The following is a 26,286-nucleotide window of genomic DNA, read 5'->3' as shown; positions in this document are numbered from 1 at the left end:
GAGTGGTTCGGGGGGTGGGTGGTTTGTGTTGCCGGGTGGCGGGTTCGCTGTGGTGCTGGGAGGGAACCCCGGTGCACCGGGGAGGGCGGAAAGAAAACTAGTGCGCCGGGGTTCCCTCTGGACCAGCCGCGGCCGGGGGTGTCAATGGCTGTGGCACTACAGCTGGCTGCCGCCCCGGTGAGGAAACGACCGTGCGGCGGGAGCAATCCTCGCTGGCGGGCAGAGGTCCGGCAATGCCCCGAACGGGGCAAAATTCAGCTTCTACGTTTTACTAGGTGAAACACCGCGAAGTGTGGTCAATTAACCGGCTACCACCAGTAGTTGTTCGCGGCTGAGTAACGAGCGGCCGCGGTGATCCGTCCGGGATCGTCCCCTGCGGCAAATTCCTTGGAGTGGCTTGTAACACCACTCTGAACGGTACCGACTCCAGGTCAGACGCCGCCCCAGGAGGGTGTGGCAGAACACAGAGCACGGTTACTTCGGGTAATCGTCGGCGTGATCGGGGCGCGCCGGTAACCAGCCGGACGTCGCGGGAGGTCGGATGGAAGAGCCGGTGCGGAAGCCCATGTCGCTGGGGGACGCGGTCCTGGGTTCCGAGACGCGAGGCCACGCCCGGCTGCACGCCGTCGGCCCGGGCGAGGAAACCACGCCCCGCGCGGCCGCCCAGCCCTGGGAGAACCGGTACCGCGCCTCCGTGATCGCCGCGGACGTGATCGCCACCCTGCTGGTCATCGTCACCGGCGCGGTGCTCGTCCTGAACATCACCGGCCGGCCCTACTTCCTGCACGCCTCCGGCACCGCGTTCGCGATCCTGTGCTCGCTGCCGGTCAACCGCGCCTGGAGCCAGCACGTGCTCGGCGAGGGCACCGAGGAGTTCCGCCGCCTGGGCCGCAGCCTGGTGATCGCCGCCGTGGTCGTGGCGCTCGCGGGACTGCTGTTCGGCGCGCTCGACGTGCAGCCGTGGGTGTTCTACGCGGTCCCGGCGGTCGGGGTGATCGCGTTCCCGGCGCGGTACGGGCTGCGGCAGGTGCTGCACCGCAAGCGCCGCGCCGGTGAGTGCATGCACGCGGTCATCGCGGCCGGGTCGCCGGACACGCTGCGGGACCTGATCGAGCGCACCCGCACCGAATCGCACGTCGGGTGGCAGGTGTCGGCCGTGTGCACCGCGACCGGTCAGGGCGAGCGCGCCACCGGCGAGATCGGCGGCATCGCGGTCGCCGGGCGCCTCGACGAACTGGCCGACCAGGTCCGCCGCGGCGGCTACCGGGTCGTGGCCGTCACCTCCGATCCCTATTGGACACCGCAGCGCCTGCAACGCCTGGCGTGGGACCTGGAGGGCACGGGGGCGGAACTGGTCGTGGCCCCGGTGCTGATGGAGGTCGCCGGGCCGCGGCTCAACGTGTCCGGGGTGCTGGGCATGCCGCTGCTGCGCGTTTCGGCGCCCACGTTCACCGGCGGGCGGCGGATCGTGAAGGACGTGGTGGACCGCCTGGGCGCCGCGGCGCTGCTCACGCTCGCCGCGCCCGTGCTGCTGAGCATCGCGGTGCTGATCAAGCTCAACGACGGCGGCCCGGTGTTCTACCGCCAGCTCCGGGTCGGCCGCGACGGCCGCACCTTCACCATGATCAAGTTCCGCACCATGGTCATCGGCGCCGACCGGCTGCGCCACGGCCTGCTCGGCGACAACGAGGGCGCCGGCCCGCTGTTCAAGCTCCGCCGCGACCCGCGCATCACCCGCGTCGGCGCGGTGCTGCGCCGCTACTCCCTCGACGAGCTGCCGCAGCTGTTCAACGTCCTGGGCGGCACCATGTCGCTCGTCGGCCCGCGCCCGCCGCTGCCCGCCGAGACCGAGAACTACGAGCGCGCCGCCCGCCGCAAGCTGCTCGTCAAACCGGGCATGACCGGGTTGTGGCAGGTCAGCGGCCGCAGCGACCTGTCCTGGGAGGAAAGCGTCCGGCTCGACCTGCGCTACGTGGAGGACTGGTCCCTGGCCCTGGACATGGCGATCCTGTGGAAGACCTTCCGCGCCGTCACCGGAGGCCGGGGCGCGTACTGACGCCGCCTCTGGCACCCTGGCCCGACGTGCAGGCCCTCACCTTCCCCGACCTCCGCTCGGTCGCGCTGCTCGGCGCCCACTGCGACGACCTCGCCATCGGCGCCGGCGGCGCGCTGCTCACGCTGTGCGCGGACCGCCCGGACCTCGCGGTGCACGCCCTCGTCCTCTCCGGCGGCGGCACCGCACGCGCCGCCGAGGAACAGGCCGCGCTGACCGAGTTCTGCGCCCCGGCGCACGTCGAGCTCACCGTGCTGGACCTGCCCGACGGGCGGATGCCGGCGCACTGGGACGGGGTCAAGGAGGCCGTCACCGCACTGCGCGGCCGCGTCACGCCGGACCTGGTGTTCGCGCCGCAGCCCGGCGACCGCCACCAGGACCACCGGCTGCTCGCCGAAATCGCGCCCACCGTGTTCCGCGACCAGCTCGTGCTCGGCTACGAGATCCTCAAGTGGGATGGCGACCTCGGCCAGCCCACGGTCTACCAGCCGCTGACCGACGAGATCGCCGAGACCAAGGCCGACCTGCTGGCCAAGCACTACCCGTCGCAGCACGGCCGGGACTGGTACACCCGCGACGCGTTCCTCGGCCTGGCGCGGCTGCGCGGGGTGCAGCAGCACACCCGCTACGCCGAAGCCTTCTACGTGGACAAGCTCGCGCTGACGCTGGGCAAGGGGACACGATGATCAGCTGCCGGGCGTGCGGCGCCACCGACGGACAGGTCGTGCTCGACCTGGGCGAGCAGCCGCCGTGCGACCTGTTCCCGCCCGCGGCCGATCCCGGCCCGGACCCGGTGTGGCCGCTGCGGATGTGGATGTGCGCGCGGTGCGCGCTGGCCCAGCTGGCCGAGGACCCGGGCACCGCCGAGGAACCCGCCGGGGTGGAGCCGAAGGCGCTGACCGACCAGGCCGCCGACGCGGTCGCCCGGCTCACCCGCGCCGGGCTGGTGCGCCCGGGCGCGACGGTCGCCGAATTCGGCAGCCCGCACGGCGGTTCCTGGCTGCCGCTGCTGCGCGCCGCCGGCATGCGGGAAGCCGCCGAGGACGAGCCGGCGGACGTCGTCGTCGACTGCTTCGGGCTGATGCACGAACCGGACCAGCGCGCGGCCATGGCCCGGCGCGCGGTGCGGCTCGCGCCCGGCGGCGCGCTGCTGATGCAGTTCCACTCGCTGGCCTCGATCGTCCGGCAGGGGCAGTGGAACGCCCTGCGGCACGGGCACTTCGCCTACTACTCGGCCCCGGCGGCGATCACCCTGGCCGCCTCGGCCGGGCTGCGTCCCGGGCGCAGCTGGACCTTCGACCTCTACGGCGGAACCGTGCTGCTGGAACTCGGCCGCGACCGCACCCCGGCCGCGGAGACCACCCGCCTGGTGGCCGCGGAACGTGCCGCGGGGGCCACGGAGATCCCCGTCGTCGCCGGGCTCGGCCGGGCCGTCGAAGCGGGCTGCGCGCGCATCCGGGAGCGGCTGCGGGAGCACGCGGGGGAGCGCGTCGTCGGCTACGGCGCCGCGTCGCGCGCGGTGGCACTCCTGCGGCGCGCCGGAATCGATATCGATCTGTTGCCGGCGATCGCCGACATCTCCCCGGCCAAGCACGGTCGGCGCATGCCCGGTACCCGGATTCCGGTGGTATCAACGGCGGCCCTCACCCACCCGATCCCACACGCTGTCCTGCTGTTCGTCCCCGATCTCGAGCCCGAGGTGCGCGCGGCTTTCCCGCAGCTCGACGGGGCCCACTGCGAGTGGATCGTGGCGTGAACCGGTGCCGGGCAAACCGGTCGAAACGCGAAAATGATCTCTTCCTGGTGACTTCTCGTCAATCCGCCTACTACAGCGAGTGGTAGCGATCACCCGATCGGGGCCAATTGATCAGCCAGTTGCTCGTAACGCCAGCCACCGCGATCCCTATAGTCACGTTGACATAGGGCCCGCTACGGGGCGGGATGGTCCGATCACAGGGGAGGACGCGCGCGCCATGCCAGCCGAGACGCTGTCCTGCCGCCTGTGCGGCTCGCCGGGTCTGCGCAGCGTGGTGGACCTCGGCGCGAGCCCGCCGTGCGAGTCGTTCCTCGCCGCCGAGGACCTGGACGCCCCCGAGCCGGCCTACCCGCTGCACCTGCGGATCTGCCCGGAGTGCCTGCTGGCCCAGCTGCCGCCCCTGATCGATCCGGTGGAGACCTTCACCGAATACGCTTACTTCTCGTCGTTTTCCCACTCCTGGCTGGCGCACGCCAAGGAGTTCGTCGACTCCGCCACCGGCCGCCTCGGCCTCGGCCCGGACTCCTTCGTCGTCGAGGTCGCCAGCAACGACGGCTACCTGCTGCGCAACGTCGTCGCGCGCGGCCTGCGCTGCCTGGGCATCGAGCCGTCGGTCAACGTCGGCGCGGCCGCGCGGGAGGCCGGAGTGCCGACCCTGACCGCGTTCCTGACCCCGGAGACCGGCGTCGCGGTCCGCGCCGAGCACGGACCGGCGGACCTGGTGGTGGCCAACAACGTCTACGCGCACATCCCCGACGTCCTCGGGTTCACCCGCGGCCTGCGCGCGCTGGTCGCCGACGACGGCTGGGTCTCGATCGAGGTGCAGCACCTGCTCAGCCTCGTCGAGCTGACCCAGTACGACACGATCTACCACGAGCACTTCCAGTACTACACGCTCGCCTCCGCGCGGCGGGCGCGGGCGAGTGCCGGGCTGGCCGTGGCCGACGTCGAGCTGCTGGACACCCACGGCGGCTCGATCCGCGTGTGGGCGCGGCCGGCCGAAACCGCGGGCGAACCCTCCCCGCGCGTGGCGCAGGTGCTGGAGCGTGAGCGCGCCGCCGGGCTGCACGAGCTGTCCGGCTACGCCGGCTTCGCCCGCCGCGTCGAGGAGATCCGCCTGTCGCTGCTGGAGTTCCTGATCGGCGCCAAGCGGCGCGGCGAGCGGGTGGCCGGCTACGGCGCGCCGGGCAAGGGCAACACCCTGCTCAACCACTGCGGGATCCGGCCGGACCTGCTGGAGTACACAGTGGACCGCAACCCGTACAAGCACGGCCGGTTCACGCCCGGCACCCGCATCCCGATCTTCCCGCCGGAGCGGATCGCGGCCGACCGGCCCGACTACGTGCTCGTGCTGCCCTGGAACCTGCGCGCCGAGCTGACCGAGCAGCTGGCCTACGTCGCGGACTGGGGCGGCCGGCTGGTGTTCGCGATCCCCGAGCTGGAGATCGTCTCCCCGAAGAACCCCGTGCTGCAGGCTGTCGAGGTGAACTGAATGAAGGTGGTGCTCTTCTGCGGAGGCTACGGGATGCGCATGCGCAACGGCCCCGCGGACGACGTGCCCAAGCCGATGCAGATGGTCGGCCCGCGGCCGCTGCTGTGGCACGTGATGCGGTACTACGCGCACTTCGGGCACACCGAGTTCATCCTGTGCCTGGGCTACGGCGCCCGGCACATCACGGACTTCTTCCTGTCCTACACCGAGACCGCGTCCAACGACTTCGTGCTGCGCGGCGGTGAGGTCGAGCTGCTGTCCACCGACATCAGCGACTGGTCGATCACGTTCGTGCACACCGGCATCGAGTCGCCGATCGGGGAGCGGCTGCGCCGGGTCCGCAAGTACGTCGACGGCGAGGAGATGTTCCTCGCCAACTACGCCGACGTGCTCACCGACGCGCCGCTGGACGTCATGGTGGACAACCTCGCGGCCTCCGACGCCGGGGCGTCGATGATGGTGGTGCCGCCGCAGTCGTCGTTCCACTGCGTGGAGTTCCGCGAGAACTCCAACCGGGTCTCCGGCATCAGCTCGGCCAGCCGCCTGCCGCTGTGGGAGAACGCCGGCTACTTCGTGCTGCGGCAGGAGATCTTCGACCACCTCCCGGAGAACGGCGACCTGGTCGAGGACGGCTGCGCGGCACTGGCCGAAAAGGACCGGCTGATCGCCTACCCCTACCGCGGCTTCTGGCAGCCCGCGGACACGTTCAAGGAACGCGCCGCGCTCGACGCGGCCTACGAAAGCGGCGCGCGCCCGTGGATGCTGTGGGAGCGCCCGGCCTCGATCCCGGCGGGGGTGCGGTGATGCGGGTCCTGCTGACCGGGCACCAGGGCTACCTGGGATCGGTGATGGCGCCGGTGCTGCGCGCGGCCGGGCACGAGGTGCTCGGCCTGGACTCCGGCCTGTTCGCCGCGTGCGTGCTCGGGCCCGCGCCGGACGACCCGCCCGGTGATCCGGTGGACCTGCGGGACGTGACCGCGGACCGGCTGTCCGGTGTGGACGCGGTGATCCACCTGGCCGCGCTGTCCAACGACCCGCTGGGCGCGCTCGCGCCGGAGCTGACCTACGAGATCAACCACACCGCGTCGGTCCAGCTGGCCAAGCTCGCCAAGGACGCCGGGGTGCGCCGCTTCCTCTACGCCTCGACGTGCTCGGTCTACGGCGCGGCGGGGGAGGACCTGGTGACCGAGGACGCGCCGCTGCGGCCGGTCACCCCGTACGCGGAGTCGAAGGTGCGCGTCGAGGACGACCTGCACGACCTCGCCGACTCCGGGTTCAGCCCGGTGTACCTGCGCAACGCGACCGCCTTCGGGTTCTCGCCGCGGCTGCGCGCCGACATCGTGCTGAACAACCTGGTGGGCCACGCCGTGCTCACCGGGCAGGTGCGGGTGCTCTCCGACGGCACGCCGTGGCGGCCGCTGGTGCACGCGCACGACATCGCGACGGCGTTCGCGGCGGCGCTGACCGCGCCCGCCGAAGCCGTGCACGACCGGGCGTTCAACGTGGGCACCGAGGCCAACAACCTCACGGTGCGCCAGATCGCCGAGTCCGTGGTCACCGCCGTCCCCGGCTCGGAACTGCTGATCACCGGTGAGGCGGGCCCCGACCCCCGCTCCTACCGGGTGGACTTCTCCCGCATCCGGGAAGCGCTTCCCGGGTACGCGGCCACCTGGACGGTGGCGGCGGGCGCCCGGGAACTGGCCGCGCACTACACCCGCCACGGCCTGACCATGGACACCTTCAGCCGGCGCTTCACCCGCCTGGCCTGGCTGAAATCCGCGCAGGCGCGCGGCGACCTCGCGCCCGATCTGCGAAGACACCGAACCTGACCGCAGGGCCGCGCGTCATCCGTTCGAGCAAGCCCCGCCCTTCCCCGACCCGCACACCCTCGCGACCGGTGTGCCCGCCAGCAAGGACAGCACGGCGTTGACGATCATGGATTCCCCCAGTCCCGTCACCGACTACGAGAACCTGGGCGACGCGTTCGCCTTCGCCGCCGCGCACCCGCCCCGCCGCGGGCCCGATCCCCGCGTCACCGTCGTGGTGCCGGCGAAGAACGAGGCGGACAACCTGCGCGAGATCCTGCCCGAGCTGCCACCGGTGCACGAGGTGCTGGTGGTCGACGCCGACACCGGGGACGGCACCCCGCAGGTCGTCGCGCGGGCGCGGCCGGGCACGCGGGTCATCCGGCAGACCCGCCGCGGCAAGGGCAACGCGCTGGCCTGCGGGTTCCTCGCCGCCTCCGGCGACGTCATCGTGATGTTCGACGCCGACGGCTCGGCCGACCCGGCGGAGATCCCGCGGTTCGTGGCAGCGCTCACCGACGGAGCCGACTTCGCCAAGGGCACCCGGTTCGCCCCGGGTGGCGGCAGCCACGACATCACACACCTCCGCGCCGCGGGGAACTCCGGGCTCAACCGCCTGTCCAACACGCTGTTCAGCGCCGGGTTCACCGATCTCTGTTATGGCTACAACGCGTTCTGGCGCGATCTGGTTGCCTTGCTGAACCTGCCGCCGGTGTTCGCGCCCGCGGGCGAGGAGATGCTGTGGGGCGACGGCTTCGAGATCGAGACCGTCATCAACTGCCGGATGGCCGCGCTCGGCCTGTGGATCACCGAGGTGCCCAGCGTCGAGCGGGCCCGCCTGCACGGGGAGACGAACCTGCGCACCTTCTCCGACGGCGGCCGGGTGCTGCGCACGCTCGTGGCCGAGTGGCAGCGGGTCGGCCGTCAGCGCCGCAGCCGCCGGTTCGGCCTGTTCACCCCCGAGCCCGTCGCGGACGCCCCGGCGCCGCTCGTGCTGGACACCGGAGCGCCCGAAGCATGACCTCGTTCGACACCACCGTGGTGATCTGCGCCTACACGGCGGACCGCTGGGACGACCTGACCGCGGCGGTGGCGTCGGTGCGGGACCAGTCGGTGCCGCCGCGCGAGATCATCGTGGTGATCGACCACAACCCGGAGCTGGAGCGGCGGGCCACCGCCGAGTTCGTCGGCGTGACGGTGGTGCCCAACGCCGGGCGGCGCGGGCTGTCCGGCGCCCGCAACACCGCGGTCGGGCTCGCCAAGGGCGACGTGATCGCGTTCCTGGACGACGACGCCGAGGCCGCGCCCGACTGGCTGGAGCAGCTGCTGGCCGGCTACCGCGACCGGGACGTGCTCGCCGTCGGCGGCTCGGCCCGCCCGCGCTGGCCCGCCGGGCGGCGGCCGGCCAAGCTGCCCGCCGGCCGCGGGTCGGCGCACGGCGAGCTGGACTGGGTGGTCGGCTGCACCTACACCGGGCAGCCCGCGGCGGAGGCGCCGGTGCGCAACCTGATGGGCTGCAACATGTCCTTCCGCCGGGAGGCGTTCACGCTCGCCGGGCCGTTCTCCGAGGATCTGGGCCGCATCGGGCGCACCCCGCTGGGCTGCGAGGAGACCGAGCTGTGCATCCGGCTGCGCCAGGCCTCGCCCGGTGCGCGGATCGTGTTCCGGCCGCAGGCGGTGGTGCGCCACCGCGTCACGCCGGAGCGGACCACCTGGGCCTACCTGCGCCGCCGCGGCTGGGGCGAGGGGCTGTCCAAGGCCTACGTGTCGCGCCTGGTCGGCAGCGAGGCCGCGCTGTCCACCGAGCGCGACTACCTCAGCCGCACCATCCCGGCCGCCGTGGCGCGCGAGTTCGGCCGGCTCGCGCTGGGCCGCACGGCCGGCGCCTCCGGCGTGCTCGGCCTGGTGACCGTGGTGTCCTCGACCGCGGCCGGGTACCTGCGCGGCAAGGCGCAGCTCCGCCCGCCGCGCCCGCGCCCGGCGTCGGCGCTGGTGCACGGCCCGATCCACATCGCCACCGTCGACGCCCGCACCGCGCCCGAGGAACTTGCCGTGCCGCACCGGCCGGTAGGCCACTACCGCGCGGCGCAGGTCCTCGTCCGCGACGGCGACCGCACCGTCGACGTGCTGCTGCTGCCGGTGGAGCGCGGCGTCGTGCGGCTGCCGAAATTCGCCACCGCGCCCGCCCCGCGCCGCCGCCCGGGGTGCCGCCGGCCGCCGGTCAGCGTCGTCATCCCGACCGCGCACCGCAAGCGGCAGGCCGTGGCCAGCGCCCGCGCCGCGCTCGAGGCCGGGTACCCGGACCTCGAGGTGATCGTCGTGGACAACCTGCCGCGGCTGCCCGAGGGCGACGCCTGGCTGCGTGGCGAGGTGGAGGCACTGGGCGCGCGCTACGTCGTCGAGCCGCGCAAGGGCGTCAGCATCGCGCGCAACACCGGCGCCCGCGTCGCCCGCCACGGCCTGATCGCGTTCGTCGACGAGAACATCACCGTGGAGCCCGGCTGGTTCCACGCCGTCACCGAGGAGTTCGCCGCCGATCCCGCGGTCGGCTGCGTGACCTCGCTGGTGCTGCCGGCCAGCCTGGAGACCGACGCCGAGGTCCTGTTCGAACGGCTCAAGGGCTACAGCAACTCCGTGCGGTGGCAGCGGATCGACCGGGACACCGCGCGCGAGGACCCGCTCTACCCGCTGTCCATGGCGCGCTACGGCCCGGGCAGCTGCGCCACCTGGCGCCGCGAGGTGTTCGAGGACCTGGGCGGTTTCGACCCGCTGCTCGGCGCGGGCACGCCGACGATGGCGGGGGAGGACCTGGACCTGTTCGTGCGGCTGGCCTACGCCGGCGGCGCGGTGGTCCACACCCCGCACGCGGTGGCCCGGCACATCCACCGCGCGGACTGGCTCGAACTGCGCGAGCGGATGCGCGGCTACGGCGTCGGCCTGGCGGCGATGCTGGCGCTGTCCGTGCGGCGGCGCCCGGTCACCGCGTTCTCGATCCTGCGGCGGGTGCCGCGCGGGGCCGCCCGTCTCGCCGCCCGCACCCCGGAGCTGCCGCTGTCCGACCGCGCCGCCCGCTCGCGGCTGCGCCAGCTGCGCCGCGACGAGCGCCTGGGCCTGCTCGGCGGCGCCGCGGCGCTGATGCGGGCCCGGGGTGAGGGCGGATCCGGCCGCCGGTGATGATGGAGGGCGACGGGCAGGAAGGGCACGTGTGGTCGAGCAGCAGCTGAGGATCCGGCGATACACCGCCTACGGGCTGCTCGCTGTCTGCCTGGTGACCATCGTGCTCGTCTGGTCCGGTGTGGACTTCGTGCTGCGGCCGCTGGCGGTCCTGGTGTTCGTGCTCACCGCGCCCGGCTGGGCCCTGATCTCCTACGTCAACGTGCGCCACCTGTCGGTGACCTGGGTCAGCGCGGTCGGCATCTCACTGGCGATCACCCTGATCGTGGCGCAGGTGCTGGTGCTGACCCGGTTCTGGCACCCGGAGGCGGCGGTTGTGGTGCTCGCGGCCGTCACCGCGCTCCCGCTGGCGCACCACGTGCTGCGCAGCCGTCCGGGTGAGGCCCGATGACGGTCGGCAAGGAGACCGCCCCGGGCAAGGGCATGGTGGCCGACGGCCTGGCGCTGTCGGCCTCGGCCGCGATCACCGCGCTGGCCGGCATGATCGGCTGGGTACTGGCCGCGCGGCTGCTGCCCGCCGCCGCGGTCGGGGACACCTCGGCGTTCGTGTCCGGTTTCCTGCTCGTCGCCGGCATCGCCGAACTCGGCCTGGGGCCGGCGGTCCTGCGCTGGCTGCCCCGCGCCGGCGCGCAGCGGCCGCGGCTGCTGCTGCGCACCTACCTGGCCGTCCTCGCCGGTGGGGTGATCGGCTCGGTCGTGTTCGTGCTCGTGCCCGCCGGTGCCGAGGTGGTGCACCGGGTGCCGGCCGGGGTCGCCTGGTTCCTCGTCGCCGGGATCGGCTGGACCCTGTTCCAGTTCCAGGACGAGGTGCTCACCGGGCTCGGCCTGGCCCGCTGGGTGCCGGTGGAGAACAGCGCGTTCTCCGTGGCGCGGCTGGGACTGCTGGCCGGGCTGGGGCCGCTCGCCGGCGCGCTCGGGCTGGTGCTGTCCTGGGCGGTGCCCACGCTGATCGGGGTCGCGGTCGTGACGTTCCTGATCTGGCGGTCGGTGCGGCGCACCTCGCCCGCCCTCGCGCCGGGGGTGCTGCCGGGCCGCCGGGAGATCGTGCGGCTGCTCGCGCCGTCCTACCCGGCCATGGTGTGCGTGGTCGTGCTGTACAACCTGGTGCCGCTGATCGTGCTGCACCGCTTCGGCGCCGAGGCCAACGCCGTCTTCTTCGTGGTCTGGACCGCGATCAACGCGCTGGACGTCGCCGCGACCGCGTTCGTGAACCCCCTCGTGGTGTGCCTGTCCGCCGAACCCGGCCACGCCCGGTCGCTGGTCGCGGGCGCGGGCAAGCGGCTGGTGCTGGTGTTCGTGCCGCTGCTGGCCGTCGGCGCCGCGCTGGCCTGGGTGATGCTGGCGATCTTCGGCGCGGAGTACACGGCGGGCGCCGACCTGCTGCGGGTCCTGCTCGCCGCGCAGGTGCCGCGGCTGGTCGTGGTGCTCGGGGTGGCCGTGCACCTGGCCGCGGGCCGCGGTGCCGGGGTGGCGGTGCTGCACGCCGTGACCGCCGTTTCCGCCGTCGTGCTCGCGCTGGTGGTGCCGACCGAGTTCGGGTTCGGGGTGGGCATGCTCGTCGCGCAGGTGGTGATCGCCGCCGCGGTGCTGGCCGACCTGAGGCGCCGGGTGTTCGGGGCGCGTCCGTGACCGAGCCGCCCACCCGGTTCCTGCGCCCGGTGCGCCCGAACCGGACCACCCGCCCCTCGCCCCGGCCGCGTGAGCCGATGCGGTTCCCGCAGCCGCCGCCCGGCCCGCCCACGCGCTACATCCCGGCGTCGGGCCGCCTGGCGCCGAAGCCGGAACCGCCCGCGCGCGCGGTCGAGTCCCGGCCCCGGCTGGGCACCGGCGCCGGACGGCCCGCCTTCCTCGCCGACCCGTTCTTCGGTCCCGGTCTCGCCGCGGTCGCGGTGGTGCTGTGGATCATCGGGCTGCACCCCGTCCCGCCCGAGGCGATCGGCGGGCTCGGGCTCGTCGCCGAGCTGTCGGTGCCGACGCTGCTGTCCTATCCGCTGCTGGTCGCCGCCGTGGTGCTGGAGCTGCTGCGCTACCGGCCGCGCACCTGGCTGCTCTCGCTCTACACGCTGCTCGGCGTGCTCGGCGTGTACGGGCTGCAGCCCGCGATCCAGGAGGTCGCGCGGCTGCCGGTCGCGTGGCTGCACGCCGGGTTCGCCGACTACATCGCCACGCACGGCGACATCCTGCACGACTACGACGCGCGGTTCTCCTGGGCCGGGTTCTTCTCGCTGGTCGCGATGATCACCCGCGCCGCCGGGATGCCCGACGCGATCCCGTTCCTGAACTGGGCGCCGGTGGTGCTGTCCGGGCTCGCGGTGCTCGGCGTGCGCGCCCTGGCCGTGTCGGCGCTGGGCAACCGGCGCGCGGCGTGGATCGCGCCCTGGCTCTACCTCGTGGCGAACTGGACCGAGCAGGACTACTTCTCGCCGCAGGGCACGGCGATGATCCTGATGCTCGCCGCGCTGGCCCTGACCTTCCGGCACCTGGTGCGGCCCCGCCTCACCGAGCCGGTCAAGGCGCGGCTGCGGGCCCGGCTCGCGCCGCGGTCCAGCCCGAAGGCGCGGCTGGTGGCGCAGGGCGCGGTGGTGCTGATCGGGCTCGCGCTGGCGCCCACCCACCAGCTGACCCCGTTCGTGCTCGGCGTCCTGCTGCTGTTGCTGCTGGTGTTCGGGCGGCTGTGGCCGGCGTGGGTGCCGTTCGTGATCCTCGGCGGCGCGGTGGTGTGGTTCTCGCTGGGCGCGTCGGAGTTCTGGAGCGGCCAGCTGGTCCAGATGATCCTCAGCCCGCTCGGCGACGTCGGCTCGTCGGTGGACGAGGGCATCGTGGCCCGGTTCGCGGGCAGCCCCGGCCGGCTCGTCGTGCTGACCGTGCGCATCGGGATCACGCTGTTCGTCGCCGGCATGGCCGCCTACGGCATCTGGCAGATGCGCCGCGACTCGCTGAAGTCGTGGCTGCTGCCCGCGCTGTGCGTCGCGCCGTTCGGGCTCGCCGTGGCCCAGCCCTACGGCGGCGAGGTCTTCATGCGCTGCTTCCTGTTCTCGCTGCCGGTGATGGCCCTGCCCGCGTCGCTCGCGCTGGAGAAGGCGGTCACCTCGGCCCGCCGGCTGCGCTGGCGCAACCGGCCGGCGCGCACGGTGCTCGCCGCCGCGGTGCCGTGGGTCGTGCTCACCGGCCTGCTCGCCTCGACGGTCACCGCGCGCGGCGGCAACGACGCCTACATCAGCTTCCACGAAAGCGACATCGCCGCCGCGAGCTGGGCGGTGCACCAGGCGCAGCCGGGGCAGCGGGTGGACTCGCTGGTCAACTCGGTGCCGCTGTCGTTCGCGCGCGTGGGCGAGGTGTCCCAGTTCGAAGTCGACGGCTACTGCGAAGAGGTGATGGACGACGTTCCCGCGCTGGTCGCCTGCCTGCGCCTGAAGGGCCCCGATTATCTTGTGCTCACCGAGCCGCAGTGGGCCTACATGAAGATCTTCGACCAGGTGCCCGACACCTACGGCGCCGACCTCGTGCGCGAGCTCGAGGCCACCGGGCTGTACCGCCTGGTGTTCGACGATCAGGGTTCGCTGGTGCTCGGCCGGACGACGCCCGCCGACAAGTTCGTGCAGGGCAGTGGCGGAGGGAACACGTGAACCAGACCCGGTCCCTGGGACGGCGCCTGCGCGAGCAGGTGCACATCGAGCTGTGGTCGATGACGGTCGGCGCGATCGTCAACGGCGTGCTCGGCAGCGCGCTGGTGCCGCGCCCGCTGCGGCTGCTGGGCTACCGCGCGTTCGGCGCGCGCATCCGCTCCGGGAACATCTTCCCGGGGCTGCGGATCCACGGCGCCCTGCGCAACGTCGAGATCGGGCGCCACACGTTCCTCAACGCCGAGTGTTACCTGGAGTCGGTCGGGCCGATCACCATCGGCGCGTCCTGCCAGTTCGGCCCGCAGGTCATGATCGTCACTTCGCACCACCCGACGCTGCCCGACGGCCGGGTCTCCCGGGTCGCCCAGGCCCGGCCGGTCGTGATCGGCGACCGCGTGTGGGTCGGGGCGCGGGCGCAGATCCTGCCCGGGGTGCGCATCGCCGACGACGCGGTGATCGCCGCGGGCGCGGTCGTGGCACGCGACTGCCCGGTGCCCGGGGTCTACGCCGGGGTGCCCGCCCGCCTGGTGCGCGAGACGTCCGTCGTGGCGGAGCCGGCGTGAGCCAGGCCGACTTCCTCACCCTGGTCACGGCGCTGTCCGGGGTGGCGTTGCTGGTGGTGCTCGTGTGGCGGACCGTGCTCAAGGAGATGACCGTCGGCCGCCGCTCGACCGACACGGCGTCGGCGCGCACCGAGCGGATCCGCACGCTCGACCTGGTCGCGGTGGGGCTGACCGTGCTCACCGCGGTCGGCGCGATCTGGCGAATCGTGGTGGGACTGTCGTTGTGACGGGCTCAGCCCGGCACCCGGATGGTCAGCGGCGGCACCCGCACGCTGAGACCGCCCGCCCGGACCAGCCCGGTCTCCGGCCGCGGGTTGACGACGACCTTCCCGCCCGGCGTGCTGAACTGCACCACGTCCGCGGGCCGCTGCACGTCGACCAGCCCCTCGCGCAGCCGCGGCGCCAGCCAGGTCCACGCGGCGGTCAGGCTCGTCGGCCGCAGCACGTCGACGCCGGGCCGCGCCTCCGACCACAGCGCCGCGTACGGCAGGTCGTCGCTGGCTTCCGGTTGCCACAGCAGCATCGCCGCCGCGCCCGCCTCCGCCGCCCTGGCCACGGCGTCCAAAGTGGCCACCGCGCGGGCCTGGTCCGCCGGCACGGGCGCGCTCTTCGCCTTCCCGGTGGACTCCTGCGGCGGGGGAGCGGTCTCCGGGTAGAACTCCGACCACCACACCGGCAGCCCGGTGAGGCTGCGCGCCCAGCGGGTGGCGTCGGCGTAGATCTGGCTGGCCTTGTCCGGCGTGGTGATCAGGCCCTTGTCCCGGGTGCCGGTGGAGGCGTCCAGCGCGACGAAGTCGGCGCCGTGCTTGTGCTCGTTCCAGTACTCCACGACGTCCAGCGACCGCTGGTCCACCACGCCGTACGGGCCGCGCAACTCGGACGGGTGGTTCGTGGCCGACGCCGAGGACCAGCTGTTCAGGACCACGTACGGGCCGCCGATCAGCGCGTCCGGCCGCACCGCCTTCACCGCGTCGTAGACCTGGTTGTACAGGTCGGTGTAGCCCTTCGCGTCCCAGGCGCCGGCCTGGGCGTCCCAGAACCCCTTGAGCTCGTTCCACACCTGGAAGTACTTGACCTGCGGGTAGCGCTGGGCGACCTTGGCGGACAGCCGCGCGAAGTCGTCGAAGTGCGCCGGAAGCGGGGCGGCCGCCAGGTCGTCCCAGTCGGTGGTGCCCGCCGCGCCGCCCTTCATCCAGTCCGGTGCGCAGCACAGGGTGATCACCGGGGTGCCGCCGGTGCGCTCGATCAGGTCCATCCGCTCGTCCAGGCGGGACCAGTCGAAGCGGCCGGGCGCGGGTTCGGGGTTGCCCACGCCGAAGCCCATGATGTGCTGGTTCTGCAGCAGCGGGGTGGCGCCCAGGATCTGTTCCCCGCTCGTGCGTTGTCCGGGTGTGAGCCATGAGTCGAGGCTGTACTGTGCGTGCGTCACGCCGAGTACGAGCCCATCCCCGGCGCCGGGCAGCAGCGTCACGGCCGGCGGCCCGGGTTCGTCCCGATCAGCCGGAGGCCAGCCGAAGAGCCCCGCCACCAGCAGGGCGACCATCGCGAAGATCCCCACGCGTGCCAGCATGCGCGACCGACCACCGTTTTGCCTGTTCAGAGCTACACCCGGAAGGGGGAAAAGCCGTGAGCGCGGCCACGGTCTCCGTGTGCGTCCCGGCCTACCAGGCCGGGCGGTACATCGCCGACACCGTCTCCAGCGTCCTTGCGCAGACCTTCGACGACTTCGAGCTCGTCGTGCTGGACAACGCCTCGACCGACGCGACCCCGGAGATCCTGCGGGGCTTCGCCGATCCGCGGCTGAAGGTGCTCCGCAACGACCGGGTGCTGCCGCTGGCGGAGAACTGGAACCGCGTCGTGGCCGCATCCAGCGGCCGGTTCGTGAAGGTGCTGTGCGCGGACGACCTGCTGCACCCGGACTGCGTGCGCCGCCAGTACGAGGTGCTGGCGACCGATCCGGGCATCGCGCTGGTGTGCTCGCGCCGCGACATGATCAACGAGACCGGCGAGGTCCTCGCCGCCAACCGGGGGCTGCGCGGGCTGGTGGGCCGCCACGAGGCGAGCGCGGTGATCCGCAAGATCGTGCGCCACGGCGGCAACCCGCTCGGCGAGCCCGGTGGCGCGTTGTTCCGCCGCGAGCAGTTCGACGCGGTCGGCGGGTGGGACGCGCGCTGGACGTTCCCGATGGACCTGGCGCTGTGGATCGGGCTGCTGGGCCACGGCGACTTCTTCGGCCAGCCGGAGTCGCTGGCGGCGTTCCGGATCGGCCGCGATTCGCTGTCCGCGCGGGCGCAGCGCGCGGAGTACGCCGAGCAGCGGGCGCTGTCCGAGGGGCTGGCCGGTGATCCGGGGTGGGGCGTGCGGCCGGTCGACCGGCTCGTCGGCGCGGCGATGGCGCCGGGCGCCCGGTTGCGGCGGCAGGCGCTGTTCCTGGTCGCGAAGCGGCAGGGCGAGCGGGGCTAGAGCGGCCACCCGTCCGGGGGACGATAAGTTGTCGCGGTGGTGCGTCGCGTAGTCATCCTGGTCGCCTGTGTAGTCCTGGCGGGTGTCGCGATTCTCGCCGTGCGGGTGACGTCGGAGCGGTTCGGCGACACCGAGGGGGCCTCGCCGACCGTGGTCACCGAGGCGCCGGGCACCGCCGTGATCACCCCCGAGGCGTCCGGCGAGGCCGCGGTCAACTTCGGCTGGCGGCTGATCGCCCAGGACGACTTCGACGGCCGCCGGGTCGACACCGCCAGCTGGGAGATCTACCAGGGCCACAACCCGGTGTCGGGGGAAACCCTCGGCGCGGACCAGTGCGTGGTCCGCGGCGGCGTCCTCACCCTGGTCGGTGACGGGGACGCCACCGCGGCGACCTGCGGCATCGCCTGGCACGAGGACCGCACCTACGGCCGGTGGGAGGTCCGCGCGCGCTTCCCGGCCCCGGCCGACCCCGACTTCAATCCGGTGCTGCTGCTGTGGCCGGAGAGCGACACCAACCTCGACGGCGAGATCGACTTCGCCGAGATCTACGACCCGGCGCGCCAGTACGTGGAGAGCTGGCTGCACGGGCCGGGCAACACCGACGCCGGGCACATGCGCAAGGACCTGGACATCACCCAGTGGCACAACTACGCGGTGGAATGGCAGCCCGGCCACGTCACCTGCTACATCGACGGCGTCGCCTGGGCGACCTACGGCGAGCCCGGCACCATCCCGAGCGAGCCGATGCACCTGGTCATCCAGCAGAACCACAACCGGCACAAGGCCACCCCGCCGATCCGCAGCACCGCCGAGATCGACTGGGTCCGCATCTACGAGTGACGAGCCGCACACCAGAAATAGTCAAGCGCTCAACTAGGTTGGGGGGAGGGAAGGCACCGACACGTCTCTCGGGAGTACCCATGACCTCTACCGCCAGCCTCGCCGACACCCTCCACCTGCCGCAGGACGTGCAGGACCTGCTGTTCCGCGAGGCGCGGACGGCGAACTCGTTCTCCGCCGAGCCGGTGAGCGAGGAGCAGATCCAGGCGATCTACGACCTGGTGAAGTGGGCGCCGACGTCGATGAACACCCAGCCCCTGCGCGCGCTGGTGATCCGCACCGAGGAGGGCAAGCGGCGGCTGCTGCCGCACATGTCCGAGGGCAACCGCGCCAAGACCGCTGCCGCCCCGGTGACCGTGGTGCTGGCCGCCGACACCGACTTCCACGAGAACCTGCCCAAGACCTTCCCGCACAAGCCGGACGTCAAGGACCTGTTCGCCGACGAGTCCGGCCGGGAGGGCTTCGCGCGGCTGAACGCGCTGCTGCAGGTCGGCTACTTCATCATCGGCGTGCGCGCCGCCGGGCTGGCCGCCGGCCCGATGACCGGCTTCGACGCCGCCGGGATCGACGCCGAGTTCTTCGCCGGCCGCGCGTGGAAGTCCCTGGTCGTGGTCAACGTCGGCAAGCCGGGGGACAACCCGTGGTTCGACCGGCTGCCGCGGCTGGACTACGACGAGGTCGTCGAGACCGTCTGAAGTCCCTCGCGGAAGACCGCGGGCGGGCGGCGGATAGCATCGGTGGGACATCACTTCGTTCGAAGGAGCCCATCGTGAACCAGCCGTCGTCCACCGCAGCCGCACCCGCCGCCAGCGTGGTGGTGCCGGCCGGGACCACGGCCGGAGCCGCGATCCGCGAGGCGGGCCTGCCGGCCAAGGGGCCGGACGCGATCGTCGTCGTCCGCGACGCCGAGGGGCGCCTGCGCGACCTGGCGTGGGCGCCCGAGGCGGACGCCCCGGTGGAGCCCGTCGCGGCGGACACCGAGGACGGCCGCAGCGTCATCCGCCACTCCGCGGCGCACGTGCTCGCGCAGGCGGTGCAGCAGCAGTTCCCGGAGGCCAAGCTCGGCATCGGCCCGCCCGTCAAGGACGGCTTCTACTACGACTTCCTCGTCGACAAGCCGTTCACCCCGGAGGATCTGCAGGCGCTGGAGAAGCGCATGAAGCAGATCATCAAGGGGGCGCAGCAGTTCTCGCGCCGCCGCTTCGACTCGGTCGAGCAGGCGCGCGAGGAGCTCGCGGACGAGCCGTTCAAGCTGGAACTCATCGGCCTCAAGTCCGCTGAAGACACAGTGGACACCTCCGAGGTGATGGAGGTGGGTGGCGGCGAGCTGACCATCTACGACAACCTCGACCCGCGCACCAAGGAGCGCGTGTGGAGCGACCTGTGCCGCGGCCCGCACGTGCCGACCACGAAGTTCATCCCGGCGTTCAAGCTGACCCGCGTGGCCGCCGCGTACTGGCGCGGCAGTGAGAAGAACCCGCAGCTGCAGCGGATCTACGGCACCGCGTGGGAATCGGCCGAGGCGCAGGACGCCTACCTGGAGCGGCTGGCCGAGGCGGAGCGGCGCGACCACCGCCGCCTGGGCGCGGAGCTGGACCTGTTCTCCTTCCCCGAGGAGATCGGCTCGGGCCTGCCGGTGTTCCACCCCAAGGGCGGCATCATCCGGCGCGAGCTGGAGAACTACTCGCGCCGCCGCCACGAGGAGTCCGGCTACGAGTTCGTGAACACCCCGCACATCACCAAGTCCGGGCTGTTCTACACCTCGGGTCACCTGCCCTACTACGCCGAAACCATGTTCCCGCCGCTGCCCCTGGAGGGCGAGGAGTACTACCTCAAGGCGATGAACTGCCCGATGCACCACCTGATCTTCCGGTCGCGCGGGCGGTCCTACCGGGAGCTGCCGCTGCGGCTGTTCGAGTTCGGCACGGTGTACCGCTACGAGAAGTCCGGTGTGGTGCACGGCCTGACCCGGGTGCGCGGGCTGACCATGGACGACTCGCACATCTACTGCACGCAGGAGCAGATGCCGGGCGAGCTGCGGTCGCTGCTGCGGTTCGTGCTGGACCTGCTGGCCGACTACGGCCTCTCGGACTTCTACCTCGAGCTGTCCACCCGCGGGGACTCGGACAAGTTCATCGGCTCCGACGAGGAGTGGGAGGAGGCCACCGAGACACTGCGGCAGGCCGCCATCGACTCCGGGCTGGAGCTGGTGCCGGACCCGGGCGGCGCGGCCTACTACGGCCCGAAGATCTCGGTGCAGGCCAAGGACGCCATCGGCCGGTCGTGGCAGATGTCGACCATCCAGCTGGACTTCAACCACCCCAAGCGGTTCGAGCTGAGCTACACCGCCGCCGACGGCAGCCGCAAGCAGCCGGTGGTCATCCACCGCGCGTTGTTCGGCTCGATCGAGCGGTTCTTCGGGGTGCTCACCGAGCACTACGCGGGCGCGTTCCCGGCGTGGCTGGCGCCGGTGCAGGTGGTCGGGATCCCGATCGCCGACGAGCACGCCGAGCACCTGCGCGGCGTGGAGAAGGCGTTGCGCGCCAAGGGGATCCGCGTCGAGGTGGACACCAGCGACGACCGCATGCAGAAGAAGATCCGCACCCACACCACCCAGAAGGTGCCGTTCATGGTGCTGGCCGGTGGCAAGGACGTCGAGGCGGGCGCGGTGTCGTTCCGGTTCCGCGACGGCAGCCAGATCAACGGGGTGCCGGTGGCCGACGCGGTGGAGGCGATCGCCGGCTGGATCGCGCGGAGGGAGAACAGCTCGCCGACGGCCGAGGCGCTCCAGGCGGTCCTGCCTTGACCGAGCCGGAGCTGGTGGGCCAGGACGGGGTCGGGGTGCCGGACGCGTTGCAGCGGCTGTGGACCCCGCACCGGCTGGCCTACGTGCAGGGGCAGGACAAACCGGAGGGCGACGAGCCCGAGGGGTGCCCGTTCTGCCGCCTGCTCGGCCTGGACGACGCCGAGGCGCTGATCCTCGCGCGGGGCGAGCACGTGTGGGCGGTGCTGAACCTGTACCCGTACAACCCGGGGCACCTGATGGTGCTGCCGTACCGGCACGTGGCCGACTACCCGGACCTGACGCCGGAGGAGACGCGGGAGCTGGCGGAGTTCACCCAGCACGCGATGAAGGTGGTGCGGTCGGTGTCCGGGGCGCACGGGTTCAACATCGGGATGAACCAGGGCGTGATCGCCGGTGCCGGCATCGCGGCGCACCTGCACCAGCACCTGGTGCCCCGCTGGGGTGGTGACGCGAACTTCATGCCGGTGATCGGCCAGACGAAGGTGCTGCCCCAGCTGCTGGGCGAAACACGCGAGCTGCTGTCGACGGCCTGGCACCGGATCTGAGCGCGCGAACGGGCCCGGACCGGGAGGTCCGGGCCCGTTTCGTCGCGGTGTTTCAGGCCTTGAGGCCGGCCTCGATGTTCAGCTCGATCTTGACCTTGTCGCCCAGGACGGCGGTCGGGATGGAGGCGCCGACACCGAAGTCGGAGCGGCTGATCTCGGTGGTGGCCGAGATGCCGAAGACCTTGCTGCCCTCGGTCATGCCGTCGGCGAACCCGCCGACCTCGGCGGCCAGGGTGACGGCCTTGGTGACGCCGTGGACGGTCAGCTCACCGTCGATGAAGTACTCGCCGTCCTCGGCGCGCACGCCGGTGGAGACGAAGGTCAGGGTCGGGAACCGCTCGACGTCCAGGAAGTCGGCGTTCTTGACGTGCGCGTCGCGGTCGGCGTTCTTCGTGTCGATGCTGTCGGCCTTGATCGTCGCGGTGACCTTCGAGTCGGCGAGGTCGGCGCCGGTCACGATCTCGCCCTCGACCTCGGCGAACCGGCCGCGGACCTTGGACACGCCCAGGTGGCGCACGACGAAGTCGACGTCGGAGTGCGTGGAGTCGATGGTCCAGGTGCCGGCGATGTAACCGGGGATCTCGGTCGTCGAAGCGGTCATCAGTCGTCTCCTCGAAAACTATGCTTGGTTGAGCCCTCAACCACACCGTAGCGCACGCTGGTTGAGCTCTCAACTAGAGGTACCATGTACGTCATGTCCGAACCGCGATGGCTCAGCGAAGACGAACAGCGTGTGTGGCGCGCGTTCTCGGCCGCCGTCACCATGCTGCGCAGCCACGTGGAATCCCAGCTCCAGCGCGACGCCGGCATGCCGCACACCTACTACGAGGTCCTCGTCGTGTTGTCCGAGTCGCCCGGCCGCACGCTGCGGATGAGCGAGCTGGCCGAGAAGTGCCATTCGTCACGCAGCCGGCTCTCGCACGCGGTCGCGCGCCTGGAGGCCAACGGCTGGGTGCGCCGCGACAGCTGCGGCACCGACAAGCGCGGCTCGTTCGCCAGGCTGACCGACCGGGGCTTCGCCGCGCTCGTCGCCGCGGCTCCCGGGCACGTCGAGGCCGTGCGCGAGGCCCTGTTCGACGCGCTCACCCCCGGCCAGGTGCGGGCGCTGGAGGAGATCTCCGAGGCGATCCGCGACCAGCTCACGCCCCAGTGCGCGAAGGCGAGGGCCGCCGCGGACGAGCAGCTGGACCAGCTCGCCTGAGCGCGCGCGGCGCCTTGGGCGCGCCGCGTCACCGGAGTGTCGTAGCGGGTGGATAGGCTGCGGTCAGCAAACCGACCCCGCAGCCCCAGGTGGAACGCCGAGAGCGATGGACATGCCCGCCGATACCGCCACCCCGACGATCCGATGCTGAACATCTTCGCGCGAGCGTCCGTCTCGCGAGCCCTGGACCCGCTCGGCCACGCGCTGGTGCGGGCCGGGCTCACCCCGAACGCGATGACCATGATCGGCACGGCCGGCGCGATCGCCTGTGCCCTGGTGTTCTTCCCGAACAGGATGCTGCTCGCCGGCACGTTCACCGTGTGGGGCTTCGCGATGCTCGACCTGCTCGACGGCGCGATGGCCCGCGCCCGCGGGTACGGCACGCCGTTCGGCGCGACCCTGGACGCCACCTGCGACCGGCTCGCCGACGGCGCCCTGTTCGCCGGCATCGCGTGGTGGTGCTTCGCGGTCGAGCACAACCTGCGCGCCGCCGCGGCCTGCCTGATCTGCCTCGTGCTGGCCCAGGTGATCTCCTACATCAAGGCCCGCGCCGAAGCGGAGGGCCTCAAGGCCGACGGCGGGCTGGTCGAGCGCGCCGAGCGGCTGATCATCGCGCTCGTCGGCACCGGGCTGGAGGGCCTGGGCGTGCCGTTCGCCGTCGAGGGCACCCTGTGGCTGCTCGCGCTCGGCTCGATCATCACCACGATCCAGCGCATGCTCGCCGTCGCCGCCTCCGCGCGGGAGGCGGGCTGATGGGCCGGTTCGGCGAGCGGATGGCCGACCTCGGCTACGCGGCGGGCTGGAACGTGGTGCGCCGCCTGCCGGTGCCGCTGGCCAAGGCCGGCTTCGGGCTGGCCGCGGACTTCGCGGCCAAGCGCAAGGGCCCCGGGGTGCGGCAGCTGCGCCGCAACCTGGCCCGCGTCGTGCCGCGGGCCGACGACACCGAACTGGACGAACTGACCCGGCAGGCCGTGCGCTCCTACGCGCGCTACTGGCACGAGGCGTTCCGCCTGCCCAGCGTGGATCCGGACGACATCCGGGCCCGGGTCGGCGCGACCATCAGCGGGGTGGAGAACCTCGACGCGGCGCTGGCCGAGGGCAACGGCGCCGTGGTCGCCCTGCCGCACAGCGGGAACTGGGACGTGCCGGGCATCTGGGCGGTCGGCCGGTACGGCCCGTTCACCACGGTCGTCGAGCGGCTGAAGCCGGAGTCGCTGTTCCAGCGGTTCGTGGCCTACCGCGAGTCGCTCGGGTTCGAGATCCTGTCCGCCGACGGCGGCACCGGTTCGTTCCGGTTGCTGCTGCAGCGGCTGCGGGAGAACCGGGTGGTGTGCCTGATCGCCGACCGCGACCTGTCCGGCAGCGGCGTGCCGGTGTCGTTCTTCGGTGAGAAGACCAGCATGCCGGCCGGTCCGGCGCGGCTGGCGGCCAGCACCGGCGCGGCGCTGCTGCCGGTGGGCAGCTGGTTCACCGAGGACGGCTGGGGGATCCGCATCCACCCGCGGATCCGCGTGGCGCACCGCACCGAGGTGCCCGCCGCGACCCAGGCGCTGGCCGATGTCTTCGCCGGTGACATCGCGGCGCACCCGGCGGACTGGCACATGATGCAGAAGCTGTGGACCGCCGATTTCGAGGAGGCGACCTTTTCCGCGACGGAGGAAGCGGCGTGAAGGTCGGGATCGTCTGCCCGTACTCCTTCGACGTCCCCGGCGGGGTCCAGGGGCACGTCACGGACCTGGCGCGGGCGCTGCTGGACCGCGGCCACGAGGTGTCGGTGCTGGCGCCCGCCGACGAGGACGCCGATCTGCCCGATTTCGTGCACCCCGCGGGCAAGGCGCTGGGCATCCCGTACAACGGGTCGGTCGCGCGGCTGCAGTTCGGCCCGGTGTCCTACGCGCGGGTCCGGCGGTGGCTGCGTGAGGGCGGCTTCGACGTGCTGCACCTGCACGAGCCGGCCGCGCCGAGCCTGTCGCTGCTGGCGCTGAAGGTCGCCGACGGGCCGATCGTCGCCACGTTCCACACGTCCACGCCGCGGTCGCGGACGCTGTCGGCGTTCCAGCCGGTGCTGCGGCCGCTGCTGGAGAAGATCACCGCCCGCATCGCGGTGTCCGCGCTGGCGCGGCGGGTGCAGGTCGAGCACGCCGGCGGGGACGCGGTGGAGATCCCCAACGGGGTCGACGTCGAGTTCTTCTCCCGCGCCCAGCCGCTCGACGGGTATCCGCGGGCCGGGGGCACGATCGGGTTCGTGGGCCGGTTCACCGAGCCGCGCAAGGGCATGGAGGTCCTGCTCGGCGCGGCCCGCCGCCTGCTGCCGGAGTTCCCGGAGCTGCGGCTGCTCGTGGTGGGCCGCGGCGAGGCGGACGTGCTGCGCCGGATGGCGGGCCCGGAGCTGGCGCCGCACCTGGAGCTGCTCGGCCAGGTCGACGACGCCACGAAGGCGCGGGCGCTGCGCAGCGTCGACGTCTACTGCGCGCCCAACACCGGCGGCGAGAGCTTCGGGATGATCCTGACCGAGGCGATGGCGGCCGGGACCGCGGTGGTGGCGAGCAACCTGGACTCGTTCCGCCGTGTGCTCGACGACGGGCGCGCGGGGGCGTTGTTCACCACCGGCGACAGCGTGGCGCTGGCGAACTGCCTGCGGGAGCTGCTCGGCGACCCGGCGCGGCGGACGTCGGCGGCCGGGGCGGCGGGGGAGCGGGTCACGATCTACGACTGGCCGGTGGTGGTGACGCAGGTGCTGCGGGTCTACGAGACGGCGATCGCCGCCGACCCGCGGCGGGTCAGTGCGGAGGACGTGCCGCTGTGAACTGGTTCGTGCTGGTCGTCTCGATCGTCGCGGCGGTGGTGGTGCTCGGCGGGCTGTTCCTGGTCGCCACGGCGAACCGGCTGGACCGGCTGCACGTCCGGCTGGACGCCGGGTGGGCGGCGCTGGACGCGGCGCTGGCGCGGCGGGCGGTGGTGGCGCGGGCGGTGGCCGCGGTCGACGGGGCCGCGCCCGGTCTCCGGGAGGCCGCCGACATCGCGGAGAAGGCGCCGCGCGCCGAGCGGGAGGTCGCGGAGAACGAGCTGACGCGGCTGCTGGCGTCGATCGACCGGGCCCGGCTGCCCGCGGAGCTGGCCGGGGAACTCGCCGATGCCGAACACCGGGTCGTCATCGCGCGGCGCGTGCACAACGACGCGGTGCGGGACGCGCTGGCGCTGCGCCGGCGGCGGAAGGTGAGGTACTTCAAGCTCGCCGGCACCGCGCGGCAGCCGGAGTACTTCGAGATCGCGGAACCGCCGGTGCCCGGCGCTTAGGGGCGGGGCGTTGGTTGCCGTGTTCGCTTCGCTGGTGACGGAATCGCTGGTGCCGGGCCCTTAGGATCGGGGCATGGCTGCGGAAGATCCGGCGTGCGCGGTGGCGCACGGCGCGAAGGGTTCGCCGGCGCAGACGCGGACGCTGGTTGCCGTGTTCGCCTCACCGGTCGCGGAGTTCCTGCTGCGCTACGGCGAGGACCTCGGATACCGGACGGTGCTGTACGACCCGGACCCGTCGCGAGCGGTTCCGGGCGCGACGGCCGAGTTGCCGGATCTGGACGAGGACACCGACGTCGTGGTGACCGACCACCACCGGCCCGAGCTGGGTGCCGCGCTGCGGGACGTGCTGGCGCGGCCGGTGCGCTGGGCCGGGGTGATGGGCAACCCGCGGCACGAGGGCCCGCACGTGGCGGCGCTGCGCTCGCTGGGCGTGCCGGAGGCCGACATCGCCCGGGTGCACCGTCCGATCGGCCTGGACATCGGCTCACGCCACCCAGCCGAAATCGCGATCGCGACACTGGCCGGCCTGATCGCGGACCGCAACAACCGTCCCGGCGGCTTCTTCACCCGCTGACCGGCCGGGGCCCCGCGCCCCCCCCCCCCCGCCCCGCCTCCTTCACACATCTTACTCCTCCGTCGAATAGAGAAGGGTTGATCGCCGTGGTCAC

The 26,286-nt window shown here is 72.7% G+C and carries 26 protein-coding genes; 24 read left to right on the top strand and 2 right to left on the bottom strand.

Translation table 11 applies throughout. The annotated features are described in order from the left end of the window. Positions 1-541 precede the first annotated feature (541 nt). From D0D15_RS28675 to D0D15_RS28615, 13 genes are all read left to right on the top strand, one after another. Positions 542-2,056 (top strand): sugar transferase, encoded by a 1,515-nt coding sequence (locus D0D15_RS28675; RefSeq protein ID WP_094007107.1) that lies wholly within the window; start codon positions 542-544, stop codon positions 2,054-2,056. 26 nt (positions 2,057-2,082) lie between these two features. Further along, positions 2,083-2,739: a PIG-L deacetylase family protein gene (locus D0D15_RS28670; protein ID WP_162830679.1), complete on the top strand. Its 657-nt coding sequence runs from the start codon at positions 2,083-2,085 to the stop codon at positions 2,737-2,739. Then, positions 2,736-3,809 (top strand): class I SAM-dependent methyltransferase, encoded by a 1,074-nt coding sequence (locus D0D15_RS28665; RefSeq protein WP_094007108.1) that lies wholly within the window; start codon positions 2,736-2,738, stop codon positions 3,807-3,809. Before D0D15_RS28670 ends, D0D15_RS28665 begins: the two co-directional genes overlap by 4 nt. A 217-nt stretch (positions 3,810-4,026) precedes the next feature. Continuing rightward, positions 4,027-5,301, top strand: a complete 1,275-nt coding sequence (locus tag D0D15_RS28660; RefSeq protein WP_115944893.1) for a class I SAM-dependent methyltransferase — start codon at positions 4,027-4,029, stop codon at positions 5,299-5,301. Continuing rightward, positions 5,302-6,105: a glycosyltransferase family protein gene (locus D0D15_RS28655; RefSeq protein WP_094007110.1), complete on the top strand. Its 804-nt coding sequence runs from the start codon at positions 5,302-5,304 to the stop codon at positions 6,103-6,105. It abuts the gene before it with no gap. Next, positions 6,105-7,130, top strand: coding sequence for an NAD-dependent epimerase/dehydratase family protein (locus tag D0D15_RS28650; RefSeq protein WP_094007167.1), 1,026 nt, complete (start codon positions 6,105-6,107; stop codon positions 7,128-7,130). The genes D0D15_RS28655 and D0D15_RS28650 overlap by 1 nt, the downstream gene beginning before the upstream one ends. 70 nt (positions 7,131-7,200) lie before the next feature. Then, complete coding sequence (locus D0D15_RS28645) at positions 7,201-8,127, top strand: glycosyltransferase family 2 protein (RefSeq protein ID WP_094007111.1); 927 nt, start codon at positions 7,201-7,203, stop codon at positions 8,125-8,127. Beyond that, positions 8,124-10,280, top strand: a complete 2,157-nt coding sequence (locus D0D15_RS28640; protein ID WP_115944892.1) for a glycosyltransferase — start codon at positions 8,124-8,126, stop codon at positions 10,278-10,280. Before D0D15_RS28645 ends, D0D15_RS28640 begins: the two co-directional genes overlap by 4 nt. Before the next feature lie 31 nt (positions 10,281-10,311). Continuing rightward, a complete protein-coding gene (locus D0D15_RS28635) occupies positions 10,312-10,671 on the top strand; it encodes a hypothetical protein (protein WP_094007114.1) in 360 nt (119 codons plus the stop codon). Then, positions 10,668-11,909 carry a lipopolysaccharide biosynthesis protein gene (locus tag D0D15_RS28630; protein WP_094007115.1) on the top strand — a complete coding sequence of 414 codons (1,242 nt, stop codon included), beginning with the start codon at positions 10,668-10,670 and terminating at the stop codon, positions 11,907-11,909. Before D0D15_RS28635 ends, D0D15_RS28630 begins: the two co-directional genes overlap by 4 nt. Beyond that, positions 11,906-13,906 carry a hypothetical protein gene (locus tag D0D15_RS28625; RefSeq protein ID WP_094007117.1) on the top strand — a complete coding sequence of 667 codons (2,001 nt, stop codon included), beginning with the start codon at positions 11,906-11,908 and terminating at the stop codon, positions 13,904-13,906. Before D0D15_RS28630 ends, D0D15_RS28625 begins: the two co-directional genes overlap by 4 nt. Further along, the gene (locus D0D15_RS28620; protein ID WP_094007119.1) at positions 13,903-14,466 is read left to right on the top strand and encodes an acyltransferase; all 564 of its coding nucleotides are present in this window, start codon (positions 13,903-13,905) and stop codon (positions 14,464-14,466) included. Before D0D15_RS28625 ends, D0D15_RS28620 begins: the two co-directional genes overlap by 4 nt. Further along, entirely contained in the window at positions 14,463-14,693 is a 231-nt protein-coding gene (locus D0D15_RS28615) for a hypothetical protein (RefSeq protein WP_094007120.1), read from the top strand. The genes D0D15_RS28620 and D0D15_RS28615 overlap by 4 nt, the downstream gene beginning before the upstream one ends. Positions 14,694-14,698: 5 nt before the next feature. Here the strand turns inward: D0D15_RS28615 and D0D15_RS28610 are convergent, their stop codons facing one another. After that, positions 14,699-16,036, bottom strand: coding sequence for a glycoside hydrolase family protein (locus D0D15_RS28610; RefSeq protein WP_094007122.1), 1,338 nt, complete (start codon positions 16,034-16,036; stop codon positions 14,699-14,701). Positions 16,037-16,092: 56 nt separating this feature from the next. Between D0D15_RS28610 and D0D15_RS28605 the strand changes: the two genes are divergently transcribed. The 5 genes from D0D15_RS28605 (at position 16,093) to D0D15_RS28585 (ending at position 21,120) form a co-directional block, all read left to right on the top strand. After that, positions 16,093-16,929 (top strand): glycosyltransferase family 2 protein, encoded by an 837-nt coding sequence (locus D0D15_RS28605; RefSeq protein ID WP_094007123.1) that lies wholly within the window; start codon positions 16,093-16,095, stop codon positions 16,927-16,929. Positions 16,930-16,965: 36 nt separating this feature from the next. Next, positions 16,966-17,769, top strand: coding sequence for a glycoside hydrolase family 16 protein (locus tag D0D15_RS28600; RefSeq protein WP_094007125.1), 804 nt, complete (start codon positions 16,966-16,968; stop codon positions 17,767-17,769). Between the two features lie 80 nt (positions 17,770-17,849). Continuing rightward, entirely contained in the window at positions 17,850-18,464 is a 615-nt protein-coding gene (locus D0D15_RS28595; protein ID WP_094007127.1) for a malonic semialdehyde reductase, read from the top strand. 74 nt (positions 18,465-18,538) lie between these two features. Further along, positions 18,539-20,575, top strand: coding sequence for a threonine--tRNA ligase (gene thrS, locus D0D15_RS28590; RefSeq protein ID WP_094007128.1), 2,037 nt, complete (start codon positions 18,539-18,541; stop codon positions 20,573-20,575). Beyond that, positions 20,572-21,120: an HIT family protein gene (locus tag D0D15_RS28585; protein ID WP_094007129.1), complete on the top strand. Its 549-nt coding sequence runs from the start codon at positions 20,572-20,574 to the stop codon at positions 21,118-21,120. The genes thrS and D0D15_RS28585 overlap by 4 nt, the downstream gene beginning before the upstream one ends. Before the next feature lie 52 nt (positions 21,121-21,172). Here D0D15_RS28585 and D0D15_RS28580 read toward each other — a convergent pair whose 3' ends face one another. After that, positions 21,173-21,721, bottom strand: a complete 549-nt coding sequence (locus tag D0D15_RS28580) for a YceI family protein (RefSeq protein WP_094007130.1) — start codon at positions 21,719-21,721, stop codon at positions 21,173-21,175. A gap of 93 nt (positions 21,722-21,814) precedes the next feature. Here D0D15_RS28580 and D0D15_RS28575 point away from each other — a divergent pair, with 93 nt between their 5' ends. The 6 genes from D0D15_RS28575 (at position 21,815) to D0D15_RS28550 (ending at position 26,192) form a co-directional block, all read left to right on the top strand. Then, positions 21,815-22,321: a MarR family winged helix-turn-helix transcriptional regulator gene (locus D0D15_RS28575; RefSeq protein WP_094007169.1), complete on the top strand. Its 507-nt coding sequence runs from the start codon at positions 21,815-21,817 to the stop codon at positions 22,319-22,321. A 144-nt stretch (positions 22,322-22,465) separates the two neighbouring features. After that, a complete protein-coding gene (pgsA, locus tag D0D15_RS28570) occupies positions 22,466-23,074 on the top strand; it encodes a phosphatidylinositol phosphate synthase (RefSeq protein WP_094007131.1) in 609 nt (202 codons plus the stop codon). After that, on the top strand, positions 23,074-23,991 hold the full coding sequence (locus D0D15_RS28565) for a phosphatidylinositol mannoside acyltransferase (protein ID WP_094007132.1): 918 nt from the start codon (positions 23,074-23,076) through the stop codon (positions 23,989-23,991). The genes pgsA and D0D15_RS28565 overlap by 1 nt, the downstream gene beginning before the upstream one ends. Continuing rightward, positions 23,988-25,127, top strand: coding sequence for a glycosyltransferase family 4 protein (locus tag D0D15_RS28560; protein ID WP_115944891.1), 1,140 nt, complete (start codon positions 23,988-23,990; stop codon positions 25,125-25,127). The genes D0D15_RS28565 and D0D15_RS28560 overlap by 4 nt, the downstream gene beginning before the upstream one ends. After that, the gene (locus tag D0D15_RS28555; RefSeq protein WP_094007135.1) at positions 25,124-25,618 is read left to right on the top strand and encodes an NUDIX hydrolase; all 495 of its coding nucleotides are present in this window, start codon (positions 25,124-25,126) and stop codon (positions 25,616-25,618) included. The genes D0D15_RS28560 and D0D15_RS28555 overlap by 4 nt, the downstream gene beginning before the upstream one ends. 73 nt (positions 25,619-25,691) lie before the next feature. Further along, a complete protein-coding gene (locus tag D0D15_RS28550; RefSeq protein WP_094007137.1) occupies positions 25,692-26,192 on the top strand; it encodes an XdhC family protein in 501 nt (166 codons plus the stop codon). Positions 26,193-26,286: the final 94 nt, after the last annotated feature.

The organism is Amycolatopsis thermalba (assembly GCF_003385215.1).
In the GTDB taxonomy this organism is placed as follows: Bacteria; Actinomycetota; Actinomycetes; order Mycobacteriales; family Pseudonocardiaceae; genus Amycolatopsis_E; species Amycolatopsis_E thermalba.
Note: the sequence above shows the minus strand (reverse complement) of the source record. Positions and strands in the feature narration are given on the sequence as shown.

Excerpts from the sequence above, each read along its gene's own strand:
- D0D15_RS28675 (WP_094007107.1), top strand. The coding sequence starts at position 542 with ATGGAAGAGCCGGTGCGGAAGCCCATGTCGCTGGGGGACGCGGTCCTG.
- D0D15_RS28665 (WP_094007108.1), top strand. The coding sequence starts at position 2,736 with ATGATCAGCTGCCGGGCGTGCGGCGCCACCGACGGACAGGTCGTGCTC.
- D0D15_RS28660 (WP_115944893.1), top strand. The coding sequence starts at position 4,027 with ATGCCAGCCGAGACGCTGTCCTGCCGCCTGTGCGGCTCGCCGGGTCTG.
- D0D15_RS28655 (WP_094007110.1), top strand. The coding sequence starts at position 5,302 with ATGAAGGTGGTGCTCTTCTGCGGAGGCTACGGGATGCGCATGCGCAAC.
- D0D15_RS28650 (WP_094007167.1), top strand. The coding sequence starts at position 6,105 with ATGCGGGTCCTGCTGACCGGGCACCAGGGCTACCTGGGATCGGTGATG.
- D0D15_RS28640 (WP_115944892.1), top strand. The coding sequence starts at position 8,124 with ATGACCTCGTTCGACACCACCGTGGTGATCTGCGCCTACACGGCGGAC.
- D0D15_RS28630 (WP_094007115.1), top strand. The coding sequence starts at position 10,668 with ATGACGGTCGGCAAGGAGACCGCCCCGGGCAAGGGCATGGTGGCCGAC.
- D0D15_RS28610 (WP_094007122.1), bottom strand. The coding sequence starts at position 16,036 with ATGCTGGCACGCGTGGGGATCTTCGCGATGGTCGCCCTGCTGGTGGCG.
- D0D15_RS28595 (WP_094007127.1), top strand. The coding sequence starts at position 17,850 with ATGACCTCTACCGCCAGCCTCGCCGACACCCTCCACCTGCCGCAGGAC.
- D0D15_RS28580 (WP_094007130.1), bottom strand. The coding sequence starts at position 21,721 with ATGACCGCTTCGACGACCGAGATCCCCGGTTACATCGCCGGCACCTGG.
- D0D15_RS28575 (WP_094007169.1), top strand. The coding sequence starts at position 21,815 with ATGTCCGAACCGCGATGGCTCAGCGAAGACGAACAGCGTGTGTGGCGC.
- pgsA (WP_094007131.1), top strand. The coding sequence starts at position 22,466 with ATGCTGAACATCTTCGCGCGAGCGTCCGTCTCGCGAGCCCTGGACCCG.
- D0D15_RS28565 (WP_094007132.1), top strand. The coding sequence starts at position 23,074 with ATGGGCCGGTTCGGCGAGCGGATGGCCGACCTCGGCTACGCGGCGGGC.
- D0D15_RS28550 (WP_094007137.1), top strand. The coding sequence starts at position 25,692 with ATGGCTGCGGAAGATCCGGCGTGCGCGGTGGCGCACGGCGCGAAGGGT.